Genomic DNA, 17,741 nt, shown 5'->3' with positions numbered 1-17,741 from the left:
TGTCAAGTGGGAATGCGAACAAATGTTTGCACGTGTGCTGTCCGCATGGTATACTTTGGCCAAACCCAGCGAACGGAGGGCGTCTTGTGACCAAGCTCACGCGCCGTCAGCAGGCGATTCTCGATTTTATCCGAAAAACCGTGCGCGACAGAGGATACCCCCCGTCTGTGCGCGAGATCGGCGAGGCCGTCGGACTGGCGTCCAGTTCCACGGTGCACGGCCATCTGGAGCGGTTGCAGGCGAAAGGTTTGCTGCGGCGCGATCCGACAAAACCGCGCGCCATCGAACTCCTGGATGCCTCGGACGACGCGGACCGCCGCCCGCCTGCAGACGGCAATGCCGGCGTGGTCTTCGCCCCGGTGGTCGGGCGCGTCACGGCGGGCCTGCCCATCACGGCGGTGGAGAATATCGAAGACTACTTTCCCTTGCCCAAGGACTTGGCGCGCGACGCAGACGTCTTCGTGCTCACCGTGCAAGGGGACAGCATGATAGAGGCGGGGATCTGCGACGGGGATTATGTGATTGTCCGGCGGCAAGATTGGGCGAACAACGGTGACATCGTGGTCGCGATGACCGAGGAAGACGAGGCGACCGTCAAGCGGTTCTTCCGCGAACGGGACCACATCCGTCTGCAACCGGAGAATTCGGCCATGGAACCGCTCCGGTACCCGAGCGTCAAAATCCTTGGGAAGGTCATCGGCGTCTTTCGGGCCATCCGGTGACCTTCGGATCCGTCAAGCCAAGCGGCCTCCGGTCGTCCCCGGAGGCCGCTTTTGTTTCAATATGTGCTCAGGTATTGCTCGCGTTCCCACTCGCTGACCTGGGTGCGGTACAGGTTCCATTCAATCCGCTTGGCCTCGACAAAATGGGTGAACACATGTTCGCCGAGAGCCTGCACCAACACCTCATCCCGGCTCAACTCCTCCAGCGCTTGTCCGAGATTTTCGGGCAGGCTCCAGATGCCGGCCTCCTGCTTCTCCCGTTCCGTCATCACGTAGATGTTCCGGTTGACGGCTGGCGGCAGCGAGAGCTGATTGCGGATGCCGTCCAGGCCGGCGGCCAACATCACCGCGATGGTGAGATAGGGGTTCCCCGACGGGTCCGGGCTGCGGACCTCAATCCGGGTGCTCGCCCCGCGCGCCGCCGGGATGCGGACCAGCGGGGACCGGTTCTTCGCAGACCACGCGACGTAACTCGGCGCCTCGTAGCCCGGCACCAGCCGCTTGTACGAGTTGACCAGCGGATTGCAGATGGCCGTAAAGCCGCGCGCGTGCGCCAAGATGCCGGCGAGAAAATGCCGGCACGTGGTGCTCAGGCCGAGTTCATCCCGTTCGTCGTAGAAAGCGTTCTGGCCGTTCCGGAACAGAGACAGGTGGCAATGCATCCCCGACCCGTTGATGCCGTACACCGGCTTCGGCATGAAGGTCGCATGCAACCCGTACTGCCGTGCGACGGTCTTCACCACCAGCCGGAAGGTGGCGATGTTGTCCGCCGCTTCCACGGCGTCGGCGTACTTGAAGTCGATCTCGTGCTGACCCGGCGCCACCTCGTGGTGCGACGCTTCGATTTCAAATCCCATGGCTTCGAGCGTCAAGACGATCTCCCGCCGGCAATTCTCACCGAGGTCAAGCGGCGCCCAGTCGAAGTAGCCGCCTTCATCGTTGACCTCCTGGGTGGGCCGGCCATTCTCGTCCATCTTAAAGAGGAAGAACTCCGGCTCGGAACCCACGTTGAACGAGTCGAATCCCATGGCTTTGGCCTCGCCGAGCACCCGCTTGAGGACGCCTCGCGGATCGCCCGGGAACGGTTGCCCGTCCGGGAGATGGATGTCACAGATGAGCCGCGCCACCCGTCCTTGCCCGGAGTCCCATGGGAAGATGAGCCACGTCGACAGGTCGGGAATGAGATACATATCCGACTCTTCAATCCGGACGAACCCTTCGATGGACGACCCATCGAACATGATCTTGTTGTCGAGCGCCTTCGACAACTGATCTACCGGGATTTCCACATTCTTGACAACCCCGAACAGGTCCGTAAACTGAAGGCGTATGTAGCGAACGTTTTCGTCTTTCGCAATCTGCAAAATCTGATCCCGCGTGTACGCCGTGCGCATGTGGTTTCCTCCTTCGCCCTGATGCGGTGCGGACACAGCCGGACCCCCGGCGGGCGCCCCTCCACCTGGAGGGCCCGCCGTCCGGTGCCGACGTAATTCCCGTCACGGCCTTCGCCGCAGAAGCCGTGACAAATCGCCTTGGAATTCCGATTCCGCCCCCCGCGACGAGGGCTCAAGCACCTGGGACTCCAACCAGCGGAACAGTTCCTTGTCCGACGGCTCCGCCTGCCTGCCAGGCAGTTGGTGCTTGTTCTTTTCGAAGTACGCCCGCACGCCGGCCATGTTCATCCCGGAGTCGAGCAGCTCGCGCACCTGCAGGAGCCGCTCCACGTCCAAGAAGGAGAACAGGCGTTGATTTCCCTGCGATCGCGCCGGCTTCACCAGCCCATGCTGCTCGTAGTAACGAATCTGCCGGGCCGACAGACCGGTGAGTTTCTGAACCACGCTGATGGAAAACACCGGCATCTCCTTGCGCGTGTTCAGGTCCACGGGGCATCCCTCCGAGTGTTCCTTACGCGTATCTTAACATCCACTCCTTGCCGCCTACAAGTCAGGAATGTTAACGCTTCCCCGGCGCATTCGCAGGCTTCGGCTCGGGCGTCGTCCCCGCCGTCCGCGCCGCAGCGGACGCGCCCTCGAGATATGCCCTGGCGATCTCTTCGAGGGCGATGACCACGTGCTCAAACGTCAGACCCCCTTGCAGGTACCCGATGTAAGGCGGGCGCATCGGGGCGTCGGCCGACAATTCCAGGGATCCCCCCTGAATGAACGTCCCCGCCGCCATCACGACCTGGTCTTCGTAGCCCGCCATCGGCGCCGCCTCCAGGCGCGCAGACGCGTCGACCGGCGCCGCCCCTTGCACCGCCTGGCAGAATGCCAACAGCCGGTCCGGGTCTCCGAACCGCGCGGCGAGGATCAGGTCGGCGCGCGGTTCCTGCCACCGCGGTGACACCTCCAGCCCGAGGCACTCCAACACCCGCGCGGCGAGGATGGAACCTTTCAGCGCCTGGGCCACCGTGTGCGGCGCCAGGAACAGGCCCTGATAGAGGAGGCGCAGTACCCCGAGGCTCGGCCCCGCCTCCGCGCCGAGCCCGGGCGCTGTGAGTTGGTCCGCCGCGCGCGCCACCCATTCCGCGCGCCCGGCTACATAGCCGCCCGTCGGCGCGATGCCCGCGCCAGGATTCTTGATCAACGACCCCATCACCAGGTCCGCTCCCGCGTGGGTCGGCTCCCGGTCCTCCACAAACTCGCCGTAACAGTTGTCGACCATCAGGACCAGGTCGGCACGCTCCGCCCGCAGCGCGCGGAAAGAAACCTCCAGCTCCGCCACGGAGAGGGCGCGGCGGTCGCTGTACCCGCGGGATCGCTGGAAGAATACCGCCCGCGTCCGCGGTGTCAGGGCCGCGCGCACGCCATCCAAATCCACGCTGCCCCCGTCCGCCAGGGGCACCACCGTGTGCGACACGCCCCATTCGGCGAGGCTGCCCGGCGCCGGGCGCAGGCCCACCACCGCCTCCAGGGTGTCGTACGGCGCGCCCGTGGCGAACACCAGGTGGTCGCCCGGGCGCAGGACGCCGAACAGTCCCAAGCGCAGCGCGTGTGTCCCCGAGACCACCTGCGGGCGCACCAAGGCAGCCTCCGCGCCGAACACGCGCGCGTACACGCGCTCCAGCTTGTCGCGCCCCTCGTCACCATACCCGTAGCCCGTGGAACCCTGCAGATCGGATGCCGTGACCCGCTCCGCCCACAGGGCTTCGAGGACCCGGCGCTGGTTGGCCAGAGCCAGCTCGTCCACTTCCTGCAGCCTCTCCGCGACCTCACGCCGGCACGCCTCCACCAGACGTACCGCCTCATCCCGGGGACTCCCCTTCACCGCAGCACCCCTCCTGTCACCGTCACCCGAAACGAATCGCTCGCGGCCCGGATGCGCCTGCACAGGCGGTCCGCCCAGCGCCGCGGCACGCGCACCACCGCCTCCGCTTCACCTGGTCCCAGTTCCTGCACCTCCGTCACCGCGCCGGCGCGGGCGATCTCGCGCCATATCTCCTGCGCCTGCAGCGGCCCCGCGACGTGCACCTCCACCGGATCGAGCGCGAGCAAGCGGTCGACCGCGTCGTACAACGCCGACACGCCCTCCCCGGACGCAGCCGAACCGTACAAGGTCACGGCCGCATGCGGATCCGGCGCCGGCTGCCACCGGGCCGCGTCCATCTTGTTGAACCACGTCAGCACCGGCTTGTCCAGCGCACCGATCTCGCCGAGCACCCGGTACGTGGTCTCCAACCGGGTTTCCACCGGACCCGTCGCATCCACCACGTGCACGATGAGGTCCGCCGCAAGCACTTCCTCCAAGGTCGCTCGAAACGCGTCGACCAAAAGATGGGGCAGGTCCTGGACGAACCCCACCGTGTCCATCAGCACAAACTCGCCCGAACCGCCGCTGCGGACCCGTCTGGCGACCGGATCAAGCGTGTCGAACAGACGCTCCCGGCCGGTCTGGACATCCCCCGTGCCACGGTCGGCCGTCCAGCGAGCCAACAGGGTGGTCTTCCCGGCATTCGTATACCCGACCAGTGCCACGGAAGGCACCGCTTCCGAGCGGCGCGCCCGCTGCACCTGTCGTGTCCGGCGGACGTCCGCCAACGCGCCGCGCAGTTTGTCGATCCGCTCGCGAATGCGCCGCCGGTCGGTTTCGAGCTTGGTCTCTCCAGGCCCGCGCGTCCCGATGCCGCCGCCGAGCCGCGACATTTCGACGCCCCGGCCGGTCAGCCGCGGCAACAGGTACTGCAGTTGCGCGATTTCGACCTGCAGCCGCCCTTCCCGGGTGCGCGCCCGCAGCGCGAAGATATCCAGGATGAGCTGCGTGCGGTCCAGCACGCGGCAGTCCAGCCGGTTCTCCAGGTTGCGGACCTGCGCGGGGCTCAGCTCCCCGTCGAAGATGACCAACTCCGCGTCCCAAGCGGCCACCTGCGCCCGGATCTCATCGATTTTGCCGCTGCCCAAATACAGTGCTGCGTCGATGCGCTCGCGCGTCTGCGCGCAGACCGCGCACACGGTGGCACCTGCCGCTTCGCACAACCCCGTCAGCTCCGCGACCCGCGCCTCGTACGCCCGCTCCGGTTCCCTGGGCGGCCGCCGCACGCCGAGCACCACCCGCGTCGTCTGCACCGTCATCCCCCCGTGTGTCCTGTCTGCTCATTGTAACACTGCGAGCGGGGGGCGTCGCAAATCGGGCACACACCCTCCAGCAACGCTTGGCGACGAAGCTGCAGGGGGGCCTCCGCGAGCGCGCGGGATCGCCCTTGCCGGGCGCCGGCCCGCCTTCCCGCCGTGAAGGCGGCCAGCGCGATCGCGATGCACAGCGGAATCACCCACGACCAGGCCATCCCGGATCCTCCCTCCCTTCCTCCGGATCCCACAACCGCACGGTCGTGGCCTCGGACGCCAGCGTGAGCAGCGCGAAGGCGACAAAGGCCATCGCCGTACCCTTGGCGTTCAGCACGACTGCGACACACAGCGCCAACAGGGCGAGGAGGGTCGTCTCCACCACCCCGACGCGAAGGGCGAGGTTGCGCTGGCCGGTGAGGGCGTCCTTGGCGGCGTCGGCGAGATCGTCCGTCCAGTCGATGGCGGCCATGAGCGCCAGCGCCCACAGCGCCCATTGCCAGCCCGACACGAGGGCGGCCAGCGCGACGGCGAGCAGGGTTTCGGCCCAGGCGGGCAGACCGGTCGGGAGGCGCTCCCCCAGCCGGCTGAACATCCCGACCGCATAGCTCGCGAAGAAGAGCGCGCACGCAAGCCGGTGGTCGGCGGCGGCAGCCAACAGGCCGGCCACCATGGTGTACGGCAGGACCGCGCGGCCGAAGCGGATGGCCAGGGTCTGCTCTCCGCGGCACACGTCGTACTCGGCGTCCAGGTGGTCATCCATCAGCTTGATGGCGGCGCCGGCCAACAGCATCGTCAGAAAGGGGATCCCCCACTCAAGCAAACCGCCAGACAACCTGCTTCACCTCCCGAAACCCGGTCCCGTGCAGCGCGGAGACGGGCAGGACGCGTTGGCGGGAGTACCGTTTGCACAGGAAACGGTAGCCGTCCATCGCCCCTGGCAGGTCCATCTTGTTGGCCAGCAGCACGTATCCCCCGTGCCGGACGCCGAAGTCCGCCAGTTGCGCTTCGAGGGCGTCCCAGACGCGGCCGGGGCCCGCGGCCCCGCCGAGCGCATGTCCGATGGCCCACGCGTCGACCATGTGCAGGATCACGCTGGCGTCCGTCATCGCCTGCAGCGTCTGGGCCATGGCCTCGCGCAGCGCCGGTTCCGGGTGAATCCCCTCCGTCAGGCCCGTGGTATCCGTCAACAGCAGTTGGCGAACCGTTTTTCCGGCCGGGAATTCGACAGCGACAGACTGCAGACACCGCGTCCGGTGGGGATGAACGTCCGAGAGGGACGCCTCCGCCTCCGCCACCGACATGACGCGGCAGTCTGTGCGCCCGTCTGCCTCCTCGACCAGCCAACGCAGCTCCCGCACCCCCATGTAGCGGGCGAAGTGGATGCAAAACAATGTCTTGCCGACGTTCGTCTTGCCGATGACGAGGCTCCGTTTCACGGCATGATCCCCTCCCACCGAAAATCCTCCGGCTGCAGTGTCATCGCCTGGTCCCGGCTCAGCCGGGGGACGTCGAACAGGCGCAGGGCCTGCCGACGGATGGCCTTTTCGATGACGTTTCGGACAAAGCGCGCGTTGCTGAATTCAGCCGCCGGCGCGACCCGGCGCACCCCTTCCAGGTGGTTGCGCAGCTTCACCTCGGCTTCGGGGCTCAGACGGTACTGCCGCTGCGCCGCGGTGCGCCGGGCGATCTCCAGGAGCGCCGAGACGTCGTAGTCGGGAAACGTGATGTGGATCGGGAAGCGGCTCGGCAGCCCCGGATTGGTGGCGAGGAACCAATCCATCTCCGCCTCGTACCCGGCGATGATGGCGATGAATTCATTGCGGTGGTCCTCCATGCTCTTGACCAGGCAGTCGATGGCCTCGCGGCCGAAGTCCTTCTCGCCACCGCGGGCCAACGAATAGGCTTCGTCGATGAACAGCACCCCGCCGAGCGCCTTCTTGACCACCTCGCGGGTCTTCTGCGCGGTGTGCCCGATGTATTCGCCGACCAGATCCGCCCGCTCCACCTCGACCAGGTGTCCGCCCTCGAGCAGCCCGCAGGCGTGGAACATCCGCGCCAGCATTCGGGCCACGGTGGTCTTTCCGGTGCCGGGGTTGCCCTTGAACACCATGTGCAGCACCACAGGCTCGCACTGCAAATGGTGTTGGCGGCGCCGCTCCTGCATGTACAGGTAGGCGAAGATCTCGCGGACCACCGCCTTCACCGGCTCGAGCCCGACGAGGGTGTCCAGCTCGGAGAGGATGGACGCCAGCCGCTCCTTGGTCCATCGTGGCTCGGAGGGGACCGGCTCGGCCCCGGGATCGCCGGAGAGGTGCTTCAACGCTTCCTGCAGGGCGATTTGGCCATGACGGTATTGATCGATCACGGAATCGGCATGCCGCCTCGGAAAAGGAGGACGCGGTTCCACAGGCAATCGGATCACCTCACGAACCCGCCCCAGGCTGGACCGGGGATGGGCGTGTTTCGGTGCGCACGATAACCTATGCAGCCAGGGGGATCTGGGTGATCGCCCAGAGACAGGCGGGAAATCGTTCAGGGAAGGGGCCAGAGCGACGACAAGGCTGCCAGCGGGATCGCGCTGACGATGCGGTCCGCATCCACCGGGCCGCCGTCAGGCCGTCCCGCCGCGGTTTGCACGCCGCCGGCGCAGCACACTGGAGATGGCGTTGCGGTTGGCCACCGTCTGCATGGGCGGCCGGAACAGGATCTGCCGGAACCCGTGGTCCCATTGAAAGGGCACGAGCGGCCACAGGTACGGCAATCCGAAGGACTCCGTCCTGAGCAGGAGGAGGAACCAACTGGAGACCGAAATGACAAACCCCCATCCGCCGAGTGCGGCGGTCCAGGCGATGGTCCAGAAGCGAGCCATCTGGTTGGCGCTGCCCAGTTCATAGGAGGCCATGGCGAGCTGGGCGATGGCGACCAGCCCCCCGTACACCATGATCCCCTCCTGAACCAGGTGAATCTTGACCGCAAATTGACCGAACAGCAGGGCCGCGAGCACGCCAATGGCGGACGCGAGCTCCTTCGGCGAGTTGACGACCGCAAGCTGCAGCATGTCGAGGCCGAACTCGGCCAGGACCAACTGCGCCCACAGGGGCAGCGGATCGCCCCGGCTGGCACGCATGAAGGAGAGCCATGCGGGCATCAGGTCGGGATGGGCGTTCAGCAGCAGGAAGACCCCCGGCAGGAACACGTGCAGGATGAGCGCGACGAGGATCACCATCCGCATGTAGGTACCGACCAGCGGATAGGTCTGATATTCCTGCGGATGCTGTAGGTGGTGGAACAGGCTCGTCGGCAGGATGATCACGTTCGGGCTGGTGTCGACCACAATCACCATCTGGCCCTCCAGCAGGGCCGTGGTCGCCACGTCCGGACGCTCCGTCAGCCGGACCAGGGGATACGGGTTCCATCCGACGCGGCCGAGATGTTCCACCAGGGTCTGCTGGGCCATAAAGAGGGCGTCCACCTCGACCGCCCGCAACCTTTCCCGAATGTCCTTCACCAGTTGGGGATCGGTGACGCCTTCGATATACATCATGCAGACGTCTGTCTTCGAGTTTGTCCCAATCTGCACCAGCTCGTCCCGCAACTTCGGTTCGCGCAGCCGGCGCCGGATGAGCGACGTGTTGATCAGCATCGTTTCGGTGAAGGCGTCTCGCGCGCCCCGGACCGTCCGCTCGAGATCGGGCGTGCCGATGCTGCGCATCGGATACACGCGGGTGTCAATCACGAGAGCCTGGTCAAACCCGTCCAGGAACGTGACCAGCGCGCCGGACAGGATGAAATGAATGGCCTCGTCCATCCGGTTCACGGCCTGCACCTGGACGAACGCCACCTCGTGGAGCAGATGCTCCATCAGTTCGCCCATGGTGAACGAACGGTCCCGATGCGCCTCGACGAACGCCTGCGTGCACTGATGGAAATTGCGGAGGATGAGGACCATATGGTTGGTGAGAAAGTAACCGTTGGACACGTAGGACATCATCCGGATCCCGCCGAACGCGAACGGCTTGGCGATGATGTCCCAACTGGTGCCGACGCCGATATGGTCGTTCACTTTCTCAACATTGTCTTGCAGGCGCGTCGAGATGCCCGCGGCCTGCACCGTGGTGGCATGCGGATCCAACGAAAACGCCCCTCCCGAGACAACCTGTTGGTACTGTTGCCTGGACGGTCGCGTTCCATGCGCCGGGTGCAGAGTCCCCTTCCTTCATGGTCGCGGATGTGATCGGCGGACGCTCTCCGCCGTGCGATCCCGCGAGTACCCCGAGCCGGTAAGTCACAAAAAACGAGGAGAGCGGCTGCTTCACACAGCCACTCTCCTCGTTCCTTTGGCGGAGTGAGACGGATTCGAACCGTCGATACGCCTTTTGGGCGTATACTCGCTTAGCAGGCGAGCGCCTTCGACCTACTCGGCCATCACTCCACGTGGTGGGCGGTAACGGGCTCGAACCGCTGACCCCCTGCTTGTAAGGCAGGTGCTCTCCCAACTGAGCTAACCGCCCTCGCCCGCCCCGCCTGCAGAGCGGACCGGATTGCCCCCGTTACCGCCGATCAGCGGTATGAGATGCCCGGCCTCTCAGCCGGGCGATTCTGGAGCTCCCAACCAGGCTCGAACTGGTGACCTCATCCTTACCATGGATGCGCTCTGCCAACTGAGCTATGGGAGCATGGCTCCCCGAGCAGGATTCGAACCTGCGACCCTCCGGTTAACAGCCGGATGCTCTACCGCTGAGCTATCGAGGAACATTTGGCCAATCCATCACGCGTACGCCTCGGCATGCTCGGCGCTGGTGGAGGTAGTCGGATTTGAACCGACGGCCCCCTGCGTGCAAAGCAGGTGCTCTCCCCCTGAGCTATACCCCCGCGTCCGCCGGAGCCTCGCCTGGACGTCGCGCGCAGATGCACGCCCCAATTTCGGAGAACCGAAACTTGGTCGGAGCAGCGGGATTTGAACCCACGACCTCCTGCTCCCAAGGCAGGCGCGCTACCAAGCTGCGCTATGCTCCGGTGGCGTGATGGCTGGGGAGGAAGGATTCGAACCTTCGCGTGACGGAACCAAAATCCGTTGCCTTACCGCTTGGCGACTCCCCAATGTGTTGTGGGGTGAGTAGTGGGAATCGAACCCACGAATGCCGGAACCACAATCCGGTGCGTTAACCACTTCGCCATACTCACCATGGCAGGGGCGGCAGGATTCGAACCCACGACATGCGGTTTTGGAGACCGCCGTTCTACCAGCTGAACTACGCCCCTACTTCCGGACAGGACGGACGCCCGTCCATCGTCGCGGCGTTATGGTGGAGGGGGTAGGATTCGAACCTACGAAGCATTACGCAACGGATTTACAGTCCGCCCCATTTGGCCACTTTGGTACCCCTCCGAAACTTGGAGCCAGCGACAGGAATCGAACCTGCGACCCACTGATTACAAGTCAGTTGCTCTACCTGCTGAGCTACGCTGGCGCCGCGACAAGACGTAATGTATCACAGCCCCGCGCGAGTTGTCAACGCCCTTTTCGGCCAAGATTCGTTGAAAAACCTTCCATTGAGATGCCCTCCATGAGACGCCACGAAGAAGCCTCGAAGACGTCTCGAGGACGCCTCAGGCGCCTTCAGGATTCCGGCGCCTGCTCGTTCAAATGCAGCGTCACCGCCCGCATCGGGGTGAAGGTCGAGATGGCGTGCTTGTAGATCATCTGCTGCTTGCCGTCCGACTCCAGCACAATGGTGAAGTTGTCAAAGGCGCGCACAATCCCCCGAATTTGAAAACCATTGACCAAGTATACGATGACAGGCACCTTCTCTTTGCGGATCTGATTCAGGAAGGTGTCCTGGATGTTGATGGCCTGCTTGCTCATTTGACCGCTCCCCCACTCTGCTAGAGTCGTCTCGCCCTCGCGTCATCCATCGTATGGATCTTTATTCTCGGCCTCGGACTTGAATTCCTGCCTTCAGGGCGAAGGCGGACGGCAAAACCGCGTGCAAGGCTGCGTCCGGCCAAGGGCCCGCCGCGCGATCAATCCACGTGATGCGCGGATCGCGCCGAAACCACGACAACTGGCGTTTGACAAAGCGGCGCGTGTTCTGCTTCACCTGCGCCACGGCGTCCTCCAGCGACAGTTCCCCCGCCAGGTGCGCGGCCAACTCTTTGTAACCGATGGCCTGCATGGACGGGAGATCCCGGCGGTATCCCCGGGCGAACAGCCTTCGGACCTCGTCCAATAGCCCCGACGCCATCATCTGGTCGACCCGTTGGTTGACGCGATGATACAGCAATTCCCGCGCCATCGACAAGCCGAAGAGCACGGTATGGTAACGGCCCCCCTGGATCCGCCAGTCGTACCGTTCAGACAGCCGCTCTCGGTTGAGCTCCCACACCTCCAACGCACGGATCACCCTGCGCACGTCGTTCGGGTGCAACCGCGCGGCCGTCTCCGGGTCGAGCCGCCGCAGCGTCTCGTACAGCGCTTCGTTGCCCCGTTGGGCGGCGAACTGACGCCAACGGGCCCGAATTTCGTCCGATCCTTCCTGGCGCGCGAAATCCAGGTCTTCCGTGATGGCCCGGATGTACAGGCCGGTGCCGCCGACGACCACCGGCAACTTGCCGGCTTCGTGCAACCGGGCGATGATGGCGTCGGCCCGCTCCTTCCAGTCCGCGACCGTAAACCGTTGGTCGGGATCCACCAGGTCGATGAGATGATGCGGTACGCCCTGCATCTCCTCTGGCGTCAATTTGGCGGTGCCGATGTCCATCCCGCGGTACACCTGCATGGAATCCGCGGACAGCACCTCGCCCCCGACCGCTTTCGCCACCAGGACGCCCAACTCACTCTTGCCGGTCGCGGTCGGCCCCACGATGCAGAGCACCGGCCGCCCCATTCGAGATGTCGATCCGGACACCAATCAGCCCCCCTTCTTCCATACCCCGTACGCAATCTTGGCCCGGGGTTTGTCGGGCGTCAGGCCGAAGCGCGCAAACTGGTCCGATTGCGGCCGTTCCTTCAGCACAACGCAGCGGCGGGCCACCCGCTGTGCCGCGTGCCACGCCTCGTCCGAGATTGGGCGCGGATCGGTCCACGGGCGGGCATGTTCGATGTTTCCGTCCTCATCCACGATGGGGCGGCGAAACATCGGATCGAAGTACACCACATCCACGCTGTTCGCGGGCATGCGCGCGAGCAGGTCAGCGTGGTGGCCCCACCGGACGTCGATCCGCTCGAGCAGCCGGTCCATCCCGGGATACCCGTGGCCCCGCTCGTGCTGCGCCCACGTGAAGAGTCTGGCGAGGACAAAGGAGGATTCGATGGCCACCACCCGTCCGGCAGGACCGGCGCCTGCGGCCAACACCAGGGAGTCGGCGCCCGTCCCCAGGGTGGCATCGATGATCACGTCTCCGGGCCGGATGCCGGCCACCCGCAACAGCCGGTCGGGTACCCCGTGCGTCAACGCGGACAGACGAGGACGGGCGACCCCCGGATGAAAGAAATAGGGAGCGTCAGGGCGCGTCCGATGGTACAGACGGGGCGGGTCTTCGGCGACGAGCACGCCGTCCACGCCCTCGTCTGCGAAGATGCGCGCCAGACTGCGGCGTCTGCGCGGCACACGCGGGCAAGCGAACCATTCGGCCAGGGCCTCGGCTCGCGCAACCGCCGCTGGGGAAGCGTTCCACGGCGTCACGCATACCAGAGAGACCGAGTCCATCGTCGGGAAGAGATCCGAATCAGACAATGCGCCGAAACTCCTTTTCCAATTCGTGCTGCGTCAACCGGAGCATCACCGGGCGGCCGTGCGGGCAGTGAAACGGGTCCTCCAACCCGGCGAGCGCCTGGCACAGCGCCGCCATCTCCTCGTCCGACAGGCGGTCGTGGGCCTTGACGGCCGCCTTGCACGCGCGCAGGACGATCCGCTCCCGCAGCGCCTCCCGGGCATCGGCCTGCGCTCCGTCCTCTGCCAGCGAACGCACGACCTCCGCCGCCAGGCGCGGCGCGTCGAGCCCGTCCCAGATATCGGGCACCGTTCGGACCAACACGTCGCTGCCCCCGAACTCTTCCACCTCCAGACCGGCTTCCTGCAATTCCGCCAGTTGATGGCGAATTCGATCCGCTTCCGCCGGGGCAAGATGCACCGGAATTGGGGCCAACAGGGGGAGGCGCCCGACCCGAGCCGCCCGCATCCGGTCGCGGAAACGCTCGTAGAGCACCCGCTCGTGCGCCGCGTGCTGGTCAATGATGTACAGGTTCTCGCCGTCCTCGGCGAGGATGTACGTGCCGAGCGCCTGGCCGATGGGGCGCAATTTGGCCAAACGGGATTTCTCCGGATCCGCGTCCGCGAGCGCGTCCTCCCCAGGGGTCACCGCCGCTTCGGGATCGCCCGCGTCCTCTGACTGCGGCCCCCCGGGATCCGGGCCGTTCGCCCCGTCCACGGGACCCCCCGCCAACATCGCCTGCCAGCGTGCCACCGGGATGGCTTCCCCGCGCGGCTCCGGCCGCACCACCGGTCGCTCGCGCACCACGCCCGGCGTCAGCCCGTCCGCGGCTGGACCCGAAGCCTGGGCCCGGTGAATCGGCCCCGATGATGGCGGTGACGGCGATGACGGCCAGGATTCGGGGTGGGTGGCCGATCCAGAGGGCCGGGCATCCGACCGCTCCAGCGGCAGCGGCACCGCCGCCGACTGGATTTCCGTGCGCGGGGCCATCCGGATGGAAGGGACGAGAAACGCCTCGTCCAAGGCCTGGCGCACCACCCGTTGCACCAATGCGGCCAGGTCCCGTTCCTCACTGAACCGCACCTCGGCTTTGTGCGGGTGCACGTTGACGTCGACCAGCGCCGGATCCATCTCCAGATACAGTACATACACGGGATGCCGGCCGGTCATCAACCGCTGCCCGAAGGCGGACGCGACCGCCTGGTGAATGGCGAGATTGCGAATGGGCCGCCGGTTGACGAACAGATGCCCGTGGGCGCGCGTGGATCGCGCCTGCGTGGGCCGCCCGATCCACGCCTCCACGGCGTAGTCCGCCGTTCGTCGGGTGGCGTGCAACAACTGCTTCGCTTCCCCCGCGCCGAACAGCGCCGCCATCACGGAGAGGGGATTGCCGTCGCCCGAAGTCTGCCAGAGGACGCGTCCGCCCGTCTCGCACCGGAAGGCCACGTCCGGCCGCGCCAAGGCGGCCCGCTGCAGGACCTCCAGGCAGCGCGCCTGCTCGGTCTGCACCGTCCGCAGGTATTTGAGGCGAGCGGGGGTGTTGTAGAACAGGTCGCGCACATCGACGACTGTGCCGGGCGGCATCCCGACCGGGCGAGGGCCGGACACCAGTTGGCTCGCCGCCACCTCCACCTGCATCCCCAGTTCCGACGCGTGCGGCCGGGAGGCCATGCGCACCCGGGCGACCGCCGCGATGGACGCCAGCGCCTCGCCGCGGAATCCCAGGGTCTGAATGCGCGTCAGGTCCCGCGGCTGGCGGATCTTGCTGGTCGCGTGGCGGGCCGTGGCGAGCAGGAGATCGTCCGCATCCATGCCCACCCCGTCATCCTGCACCTGAATTCGTGTGATGCCGCCGTCCTCCAACGTCACGCCGATGTGCCGCGCCTCGGCATCGAGGCTGTTCTCCACCAATTCCTTGACGCACGAAGCCGGACGCTCCACCACCTCGCCGGCGGCGATCTGGTTGGCGAGCGCCTCGGACATCACCTGGATCCGCCCCACGCCGCCACCTCCCGTGCCTGTTCGGCCAACTCGTGCAGCACCTGCATCGCTTCCAACGGGGTGAGCCGGAGCACGTCGACCTTGGCCAGACGCGACAACAGCTCGTCCACCAACGGGCCGGCCAGCGGCAGGGGCAAGGGAACCGGCCCATCCTTCGGCGGCCCCTTCGGTTCCGCCACGACAGCAGCCTCATATTCGCCCGGAACCTCCCGCGGCGCCACGGTGGCGGCGGTCTCCCGGCCGCCGCCGGCATCCGAGGCCGCGGCCTCACGGATGGCCAGCAACTGTTCGGCCCGGGCAATCACCTCCGGCGGAATCCCCGCCAAACGGGCCACCTGAATCCCGTAGCTCTTGTCCGCCGGCCGGTTCACCACGGTGTGCAGGAACACGATGCCTTCGGCCGTCTCCTGGACCGCCACCGAGCAGTTGGCGGCCGCCGGCAGGCGGTCCACTTTGGCGGTCAACTCGTGGTAATGCGTCGCGAACAGCGTGAGCGGCCGCCTGCCGGGCTGCTGCAGCGCCTCCATCACCGCCTCCGCGATGCTCATCCCATCGTATGTACTCGTGCCTCGCCCGATTTCGTCCAACAGCACCAAGCTCCGGTCGCTGGCCTGGCGCAGGATCTGTGCCAGCTCGACCATTTCGACCATGAACGTGCTCTGGCCGGCGCCGAGATCATCGGACGCCCCAATCCGGGTGAAGATGCGATCCACCAGGCCGATGCGCGCCTCCGCCGCCGGGACGAAACAGCCGATGTGGGCGAGCAGCACAATCAGCGCCACCTGCCGCATGTAGGTGCTCTTGCCGGCCATGTTCGGGCCCGTGATGAGCAGCAGGTCGCGCCCTTCTCCCAGTTCGGCGTCATTGGGCACAAAGCGGCCGGGATGTGCCGCCTCGACCACCGGATGCCGCCCTTGGCGGATGTAGATGCCTCGCTCCTCCACCACCTCCGGCCGGACATACCCGTGCTCTGCCGAGACCGTGGCGAGCGCCGACAGGGCGTCCAAGACCGCCACCTGCTCGGCCGCCCGCTGCACGTCCTGCAGGCGATCCAGCACGGCTTGGCAGAGCGCTTCGAAGAGCGCCAGTTCCCGGGCCACGGCCCGCTCGGCCGCCGTCAGGATCTGCTCCTCCCGCTCCTTGAGCTCGGGGAGCGTGTAACGCTCGGCGCCCGTCAAGGTCTGACGGCGCTCGTAGGTGTCGGGGACCAGGTGGACGTTGGCCTTCGAGACCTCGATGTAGTACCCGAAGACTTTGTTGTATCCCACCTTGAGCGACCGGATGCCGGTCCGCTCGCGCTCCCTCTGTTCGAACTCCGCCAGCCATCCCTTGGCGTCCCGGCTGATCTGGCGCAATGCGTCGAGCTCCGGATCGAACCCAGCGCGGATGAAGCCCCCGTCGCGGGCGGTCGCCGGCGGCTGGTCCTCCAGGGCCCGTTGGATCCGGTCCGCCAACTCGGTCAGATCGGGGATACCGGCCGCGCTGGCTCGCAAGAGGACGCTCGGGCTGTCGGTGAACAACCGGCACAGGTCCGGCAGCACCGACAGGGAGCGCGCCAACGCCAGCAGGTCACGGGGGGTTGCGCTGCCGAGCGCCACTTTGCCGACCAACCGTTCCAGGTCGAACACCCGCTTCAGGTACTCCCTGGCCTGGGCCCGAAGCAAGGCGTCCCCTGTCAGGGCGCCCACGGCGTCCAATCGTTCCCCAATGCGCGCCACATCGACCAGCGGGCGTTCGACCCAACGCCGCAACAGCCGGGCGCCCATGGCTGTACATGTCACGTCCAACAGCCCCAGGAGAGATCCGCGCCGCTGGCGCGTGCGCTGTGTCTCCACGAGTTCCAGGTTGCGCCGCGCGGTCTGATCCACGACGAGGAACGCCTCCCGCTCCAGCATCCGCGGAGGGCGCAGGTGGGCCACCAGCTGGCGCTGCGTCTCGCGCACGTACGTCAGCCCGAACCCGAGGGCCTCGGCGGCCACGGGACGTCCATCGAGATCGAGCGGAACCAGGTTCGGCACCCCGTACTGCTCGCAGACGGCCTGGTGTTGCTGGGCATCCGGCTGGCGAGGCTCGGGCCGCACGGTCATGCGGACCTGACGGGCTTCCGTCCACGCCCGCAACCACGCGTACGCGGCATCCTCCTTCGCCGGCTCGTACACCAGGACCTCGCTGGGCCGCCACTGTTCGAAGAGATCCGCGAGCGGCCCTTCATCCGCGTATTCGGCGCACCACACCTCCCCCGTTGAGATGTCGATCACGCCGGTCCCCCATCGCCCGCCCCGGTACACGGCAGACGCCAGGTACCGGGGACCGGCCTCCCCCTCCTGCACGTGGGTTCCCGGCGTGACCACCCGCACCACCTCACGCCGAACCAGCCCTTTCGCCAGTTTGGGATCCTCCATCTGCTCGCAGATGGCGACAGAATACCCTTGGTCAATCAACCGGGCGATGTACTGTTCGGCGGCGTGGTACGGCACCCCGCACATCGGGACTCGCCCATAGCTCCCGGCGTCCCGCCCGGTCAAGGTAATGTCGAGCGCCCGGGCGGCGGTGACGGCGTCGTCCATGAACAGCTCGTAGAAGTCGCCCAGCCGGAACATCAGGAGCGCGTCCGGGTGCTGGGCCTTTGTTTCCAAATACTGCTTCATCATGGGTGTCAACGACACGTCCGTACCCTCCCGTCGTCGGATCTGGCGGTCCGCAGCAACCTCATGCGAACGGGCCACAGCGGGGTCAGCCGCCA

General features: G+C 66.4%; 15 protein-coding genes and 11 tRNA genes. 1 reads left to right on the top strand and 25 read right to left on the bottom strand.

Annotated elements, in window-relative coordinates; all coding sequences use genetic code 11:
- The first annotated feature begins 86 nt into the window (after positions 1–86).
- Positions 87–722 carry a transcriptional repressor LexA gene (gene lexA, locus BM357_RS08320; protein WP_074951501.1) on the top strand — a complete coding sequence of 212 codons (636 nt, stop codon included), beginning with the start codon at positions 87–89 and terminating at the stop codon, positions 720–722.
- Positions 723–778: 56 nt separating this feature from the next.
- Here the strand turns inward: lexA and glnA are convergent, their stop codons facing one another.
- From glnA to mutS, 25 genes are all read right to left on the bottom strand, one after another.
- Complete coding sequence (gene glnA / locus BM357_RS08315; RefSeq protein ID WP_074951498.1) at positions 779–2,116, bottom strand: type I glutamate--ammonia ligase; 1,338 nt, start codon at positions 2,114–2,116, stop codon at positions 779–781.
- Positions 2,117–2,218: 102 nt separating this feature from the next.
- Positions 2,219–2,605 (bottom strand): MerR family transcriptional regulator, encoded by a 387-nt coding sequence (locus tag BM357_RS08310; RefSeq protein WP_074951495.1) that lies wholly within the window; start codon positions 2,603–2,605, stop codon positions 2,219–2,221.
- Between the two features lie 70 nt (positions 2,606–2,675).
- The gene (locus tag BM357_RS08305) at positions 2,676–3,989 is read right to left on the bottom strand and encodes a methionine gamma-lyase family protein (protein WP_074951492.1); all 1,314 of its coding nucleotides are present in this window, start codon (positions 3,987–3,989) and stop codon (positions 2,676–2,678) included.
- Complete coding sequence (gene hflX / locus BM357_RS08300; protein WP_074951489.1) at positions 3,986–5,290, bottom strand: GTPase HflX; 1,305 nt, start codon at positions 5,288–5,290, stop codon at positions 3,986–3,988. The genes BM357_RS08305 and hflX overlap by 4 nt, the downstream gene beginning before the upstream one ends.
- Positions 5,287–5,502: a hypothetical protein gene (locus tag BM357_RS08295; protein WP_074951486.1), complete on the bottom strand. Its 216-nt coding sequence runs from the start codon at positions 5,500–5,502 to the stop codon at positions 5,287–5,289. The genes hflX and BM357_RS08295 overlap by 4 nt, the downstream gene beginning before the upstream one ends.
- A complete protein-coding gene (locus BM357_RS08290) occupies positions 5,484–6,116 on the bottom strand; it encodes a hypothetical protein (protein WP_245783900.1) in 633 nt (210 codons plus the stop codon). Before BM357_RS08290 ends, BM357_RS08295 begins: the two co-directional genes overlap by 19 nt.
- Positions 6,097–6,720 (bottom strand): GTPase, encoded by a 624-nt coding sequence (locus BM357_RS08285; protein ID WP_074951483.1) that lies wholly within the window; start codon positions 6,718–6,720, stop codon positions 6,097–6,099. Before BM357_RS08285 ends, BM357_RS08290 begins: the two co-directional genes overlap by 20 nt.
- The gene (locus BM357_RS08280; protein WP_245783899.1) at positions 6,717–7,649 is read right to left on the bottom strand and encodes an AAA family ATPase; all 933 of its coding nucleotides are present in this window, start codon (positions 7,647–7,649) and stop codon (positions 6,717–6,719) included. Before BM357_RS08280 ends, BM357_RS08285 begins: the two co-directional genes overlap by 4 nt.
- 246 nt (positions 7,650–7,895) lie before the next feature.
- Complete coding sequence (locus BM357_RS08275; RefSeq protein WP_074951480.1) at positions 7,896–9,416, bottom strand: spore germination protein; 1,521 nt, start codon at positions 9,414–9,416, stop codon at positions 7,896–7,898.
- 206 nt (positions 9,417–9,622) lie between these two features.
- Positions 9,623–9,716, bottom strand: a tRNA-Ser gene (locus BM357_RS08270).
- A gap of 3 nt (positions 9,717–9,719) precedes the next feature.
- Positions 9,720–9,795 (bottom strand) — tRNA-Val (locus tag BM357_RS08265).
- An 89-nt stretch (positions 9,796–9,884) separates the two neighbouring features.
- Positions 9,885–9,960: transfer RNA gene (locus tag BM357_RS08260), tRNA-Thr, on the bottom strand.
- Position 9,961: 1 nt separating this feature from the next.
- Positions 9,962–10,036: transfer RNA gene (locus BM357_RS08255), tRNA-Asn, on the bottom strand.
- A gap of 45 nt (positions 10,037–10,081) precedes the next feature.
- Positions 10,082–10,156, bottom strand: a tRNA-Ala gene (locus tag BM357_RS08250).
- 67 nt (positions 10,157–10,223) lie between these two features.
- Positions 10,224–10,300 (bottom strand) — tRNA-Pro (locus tag BM357_RS08245).
- 9 nt (positions 10,301–10,309) lie between these two features.
- Positions 10,310–10,384, bottom strand: a tRNA-Gln gene (locus tag BM357_RS08240).
- 8 nt (positions 10,385–10,392) lie between these two features.
- A tRNA-His gene (locus BM357_RS08235) sits at positions 10,393–10,468 on the bottom strand.
- 2 nt (positions 10,469–10,470) lie between these two features.
- A tRNA-Trp gene (locus BM357_RS08230) sits at positions 10,471–10,546 on the bottom strand.
- A 42-nt stretch (positions 10,547–10,588) separates the two neighbouring features.
- Positions 10,589–10,673: transfer RNA gene (locus BM357_RS08225), tRNA-Tyr, on the bottom strand.
- A 6-nt stretch (positions 10,674–10,679) separates the two neighbouring features.
- Positions 10,680–10,755 (bottom strand) — tRNA-Thr (locus tag BM357_RS08220).
- A 149-nt stretch (positions 10,756–10,904) separates the two neighbouring features.
- Positions 10,905–11,150, bottom strand: a complete 246-nt coding sequence (gene hfq / locus BM357_RS08215; protein WP_074951477.1) for an RNA chaperone Hfq — start codon at positions 11,148–11,150, stop codon at positions 10,905–10,907.
- A 61-nt stretch (positions 11,151–11,211) separates the two neighbouring features.
- Complete coding sequence (gene miaA / locus BM357_RS08210) at positions 11,212–12,192, bottom strand: tRNA (adenosine(37)-N6)-dimethylallyltransferase MiaA (protein ID WP_139234625.1); 981 nt, start codon at positions 12,190–12,192, stop codon at positions 11,212–11,214.
- A gap of 3 nt (positions 12,193–12,195) precedes the next feature.
- Positions 12,196–13,020 (bottom strand): class I SAM-dependent methyltransferase, encoded by an 825-nt coding sequence (locus BM357_RS08205; protein WP_083430303.1) that lies wholly within the window; start codon positions 13,018–13,020, stop codon positions 12,196–12,198.
- Positions 13,013–14,998 (bottom strand): DNA mismatch repair endonuclease MutL, encoded by a 1,986-nt coding sequence (mutL, locus tag BM357_RS08200; RefSeq protein WP_245783898.1) that lies wholly within the window; start codon positions 14,996–14,998, stop codon positions 13,013–13,015. The genes BM357_RS08205 and mutL overlap by 8 nt, the downstream gene beginning before the upstream one ends.
- Positions 14,980–17,664, bottom strand: coding sequence for a DNA mismatch repair protein MutS (mutS, locus tag BM357_RS08195; protein WP_074951471.1), 2,685 nt, complete (start codon positions 17,662–17,664; stop codon positions 14,980–14,982). The genes mutL and mutS overlap by 19 nt, the downstream gene beginning before the upstream one ends.
- Positions 17,665–17,741 lie beyond the last annotated feature (77 nt).

Origin of the sequence: Paenalicyclobacillus macrosporangiidus, assembly GCF_900116805.1 — a bacterium.
GTDB lineage: Bacteria > Bacillota > Bacilli > Alicyclobacillales > Alicyclobacillaceae > Alicyclobacillus_H > Alicyclobacillus_H macrosporangiidus.
The sequence above is the reverse complement of the archived record's forward strand: the minus strand, read 5'-3'. Positions and strand labels throughout refer to the sequence as shown.

Bases quoted from the DNA above. Each gene is read 5' to 3' on its own strand.
- glnA (WP_074951498.1), bottom strand. From the start codon at position 2,116: ATGCGCACGGCGTACACGCGGGATCAGATTTTGCAGATTGCGAAAGAC.
- hflX (WP_074951489.1), bottom strand. From the start codon at position 5,290: ATGACGGTGCAGACGACGCGGGTGGTGCTCGGCGTGCGGCGGCCGCCC.
- BM357_RS08295 (WP_074951486.1), bottom strand. From the start codon at position 5,502: ATGGCCTGGTCGTGGGTGATTCCGCTGTGCATCGCGATCGCGCTGGCC.
- hfq (WP_074951477.1), bottom strand. From the start codon at position 11,150: ATGAGCAAGCAGGCCATCAACATCCAGGACACCTTCCTGAATCAGATC.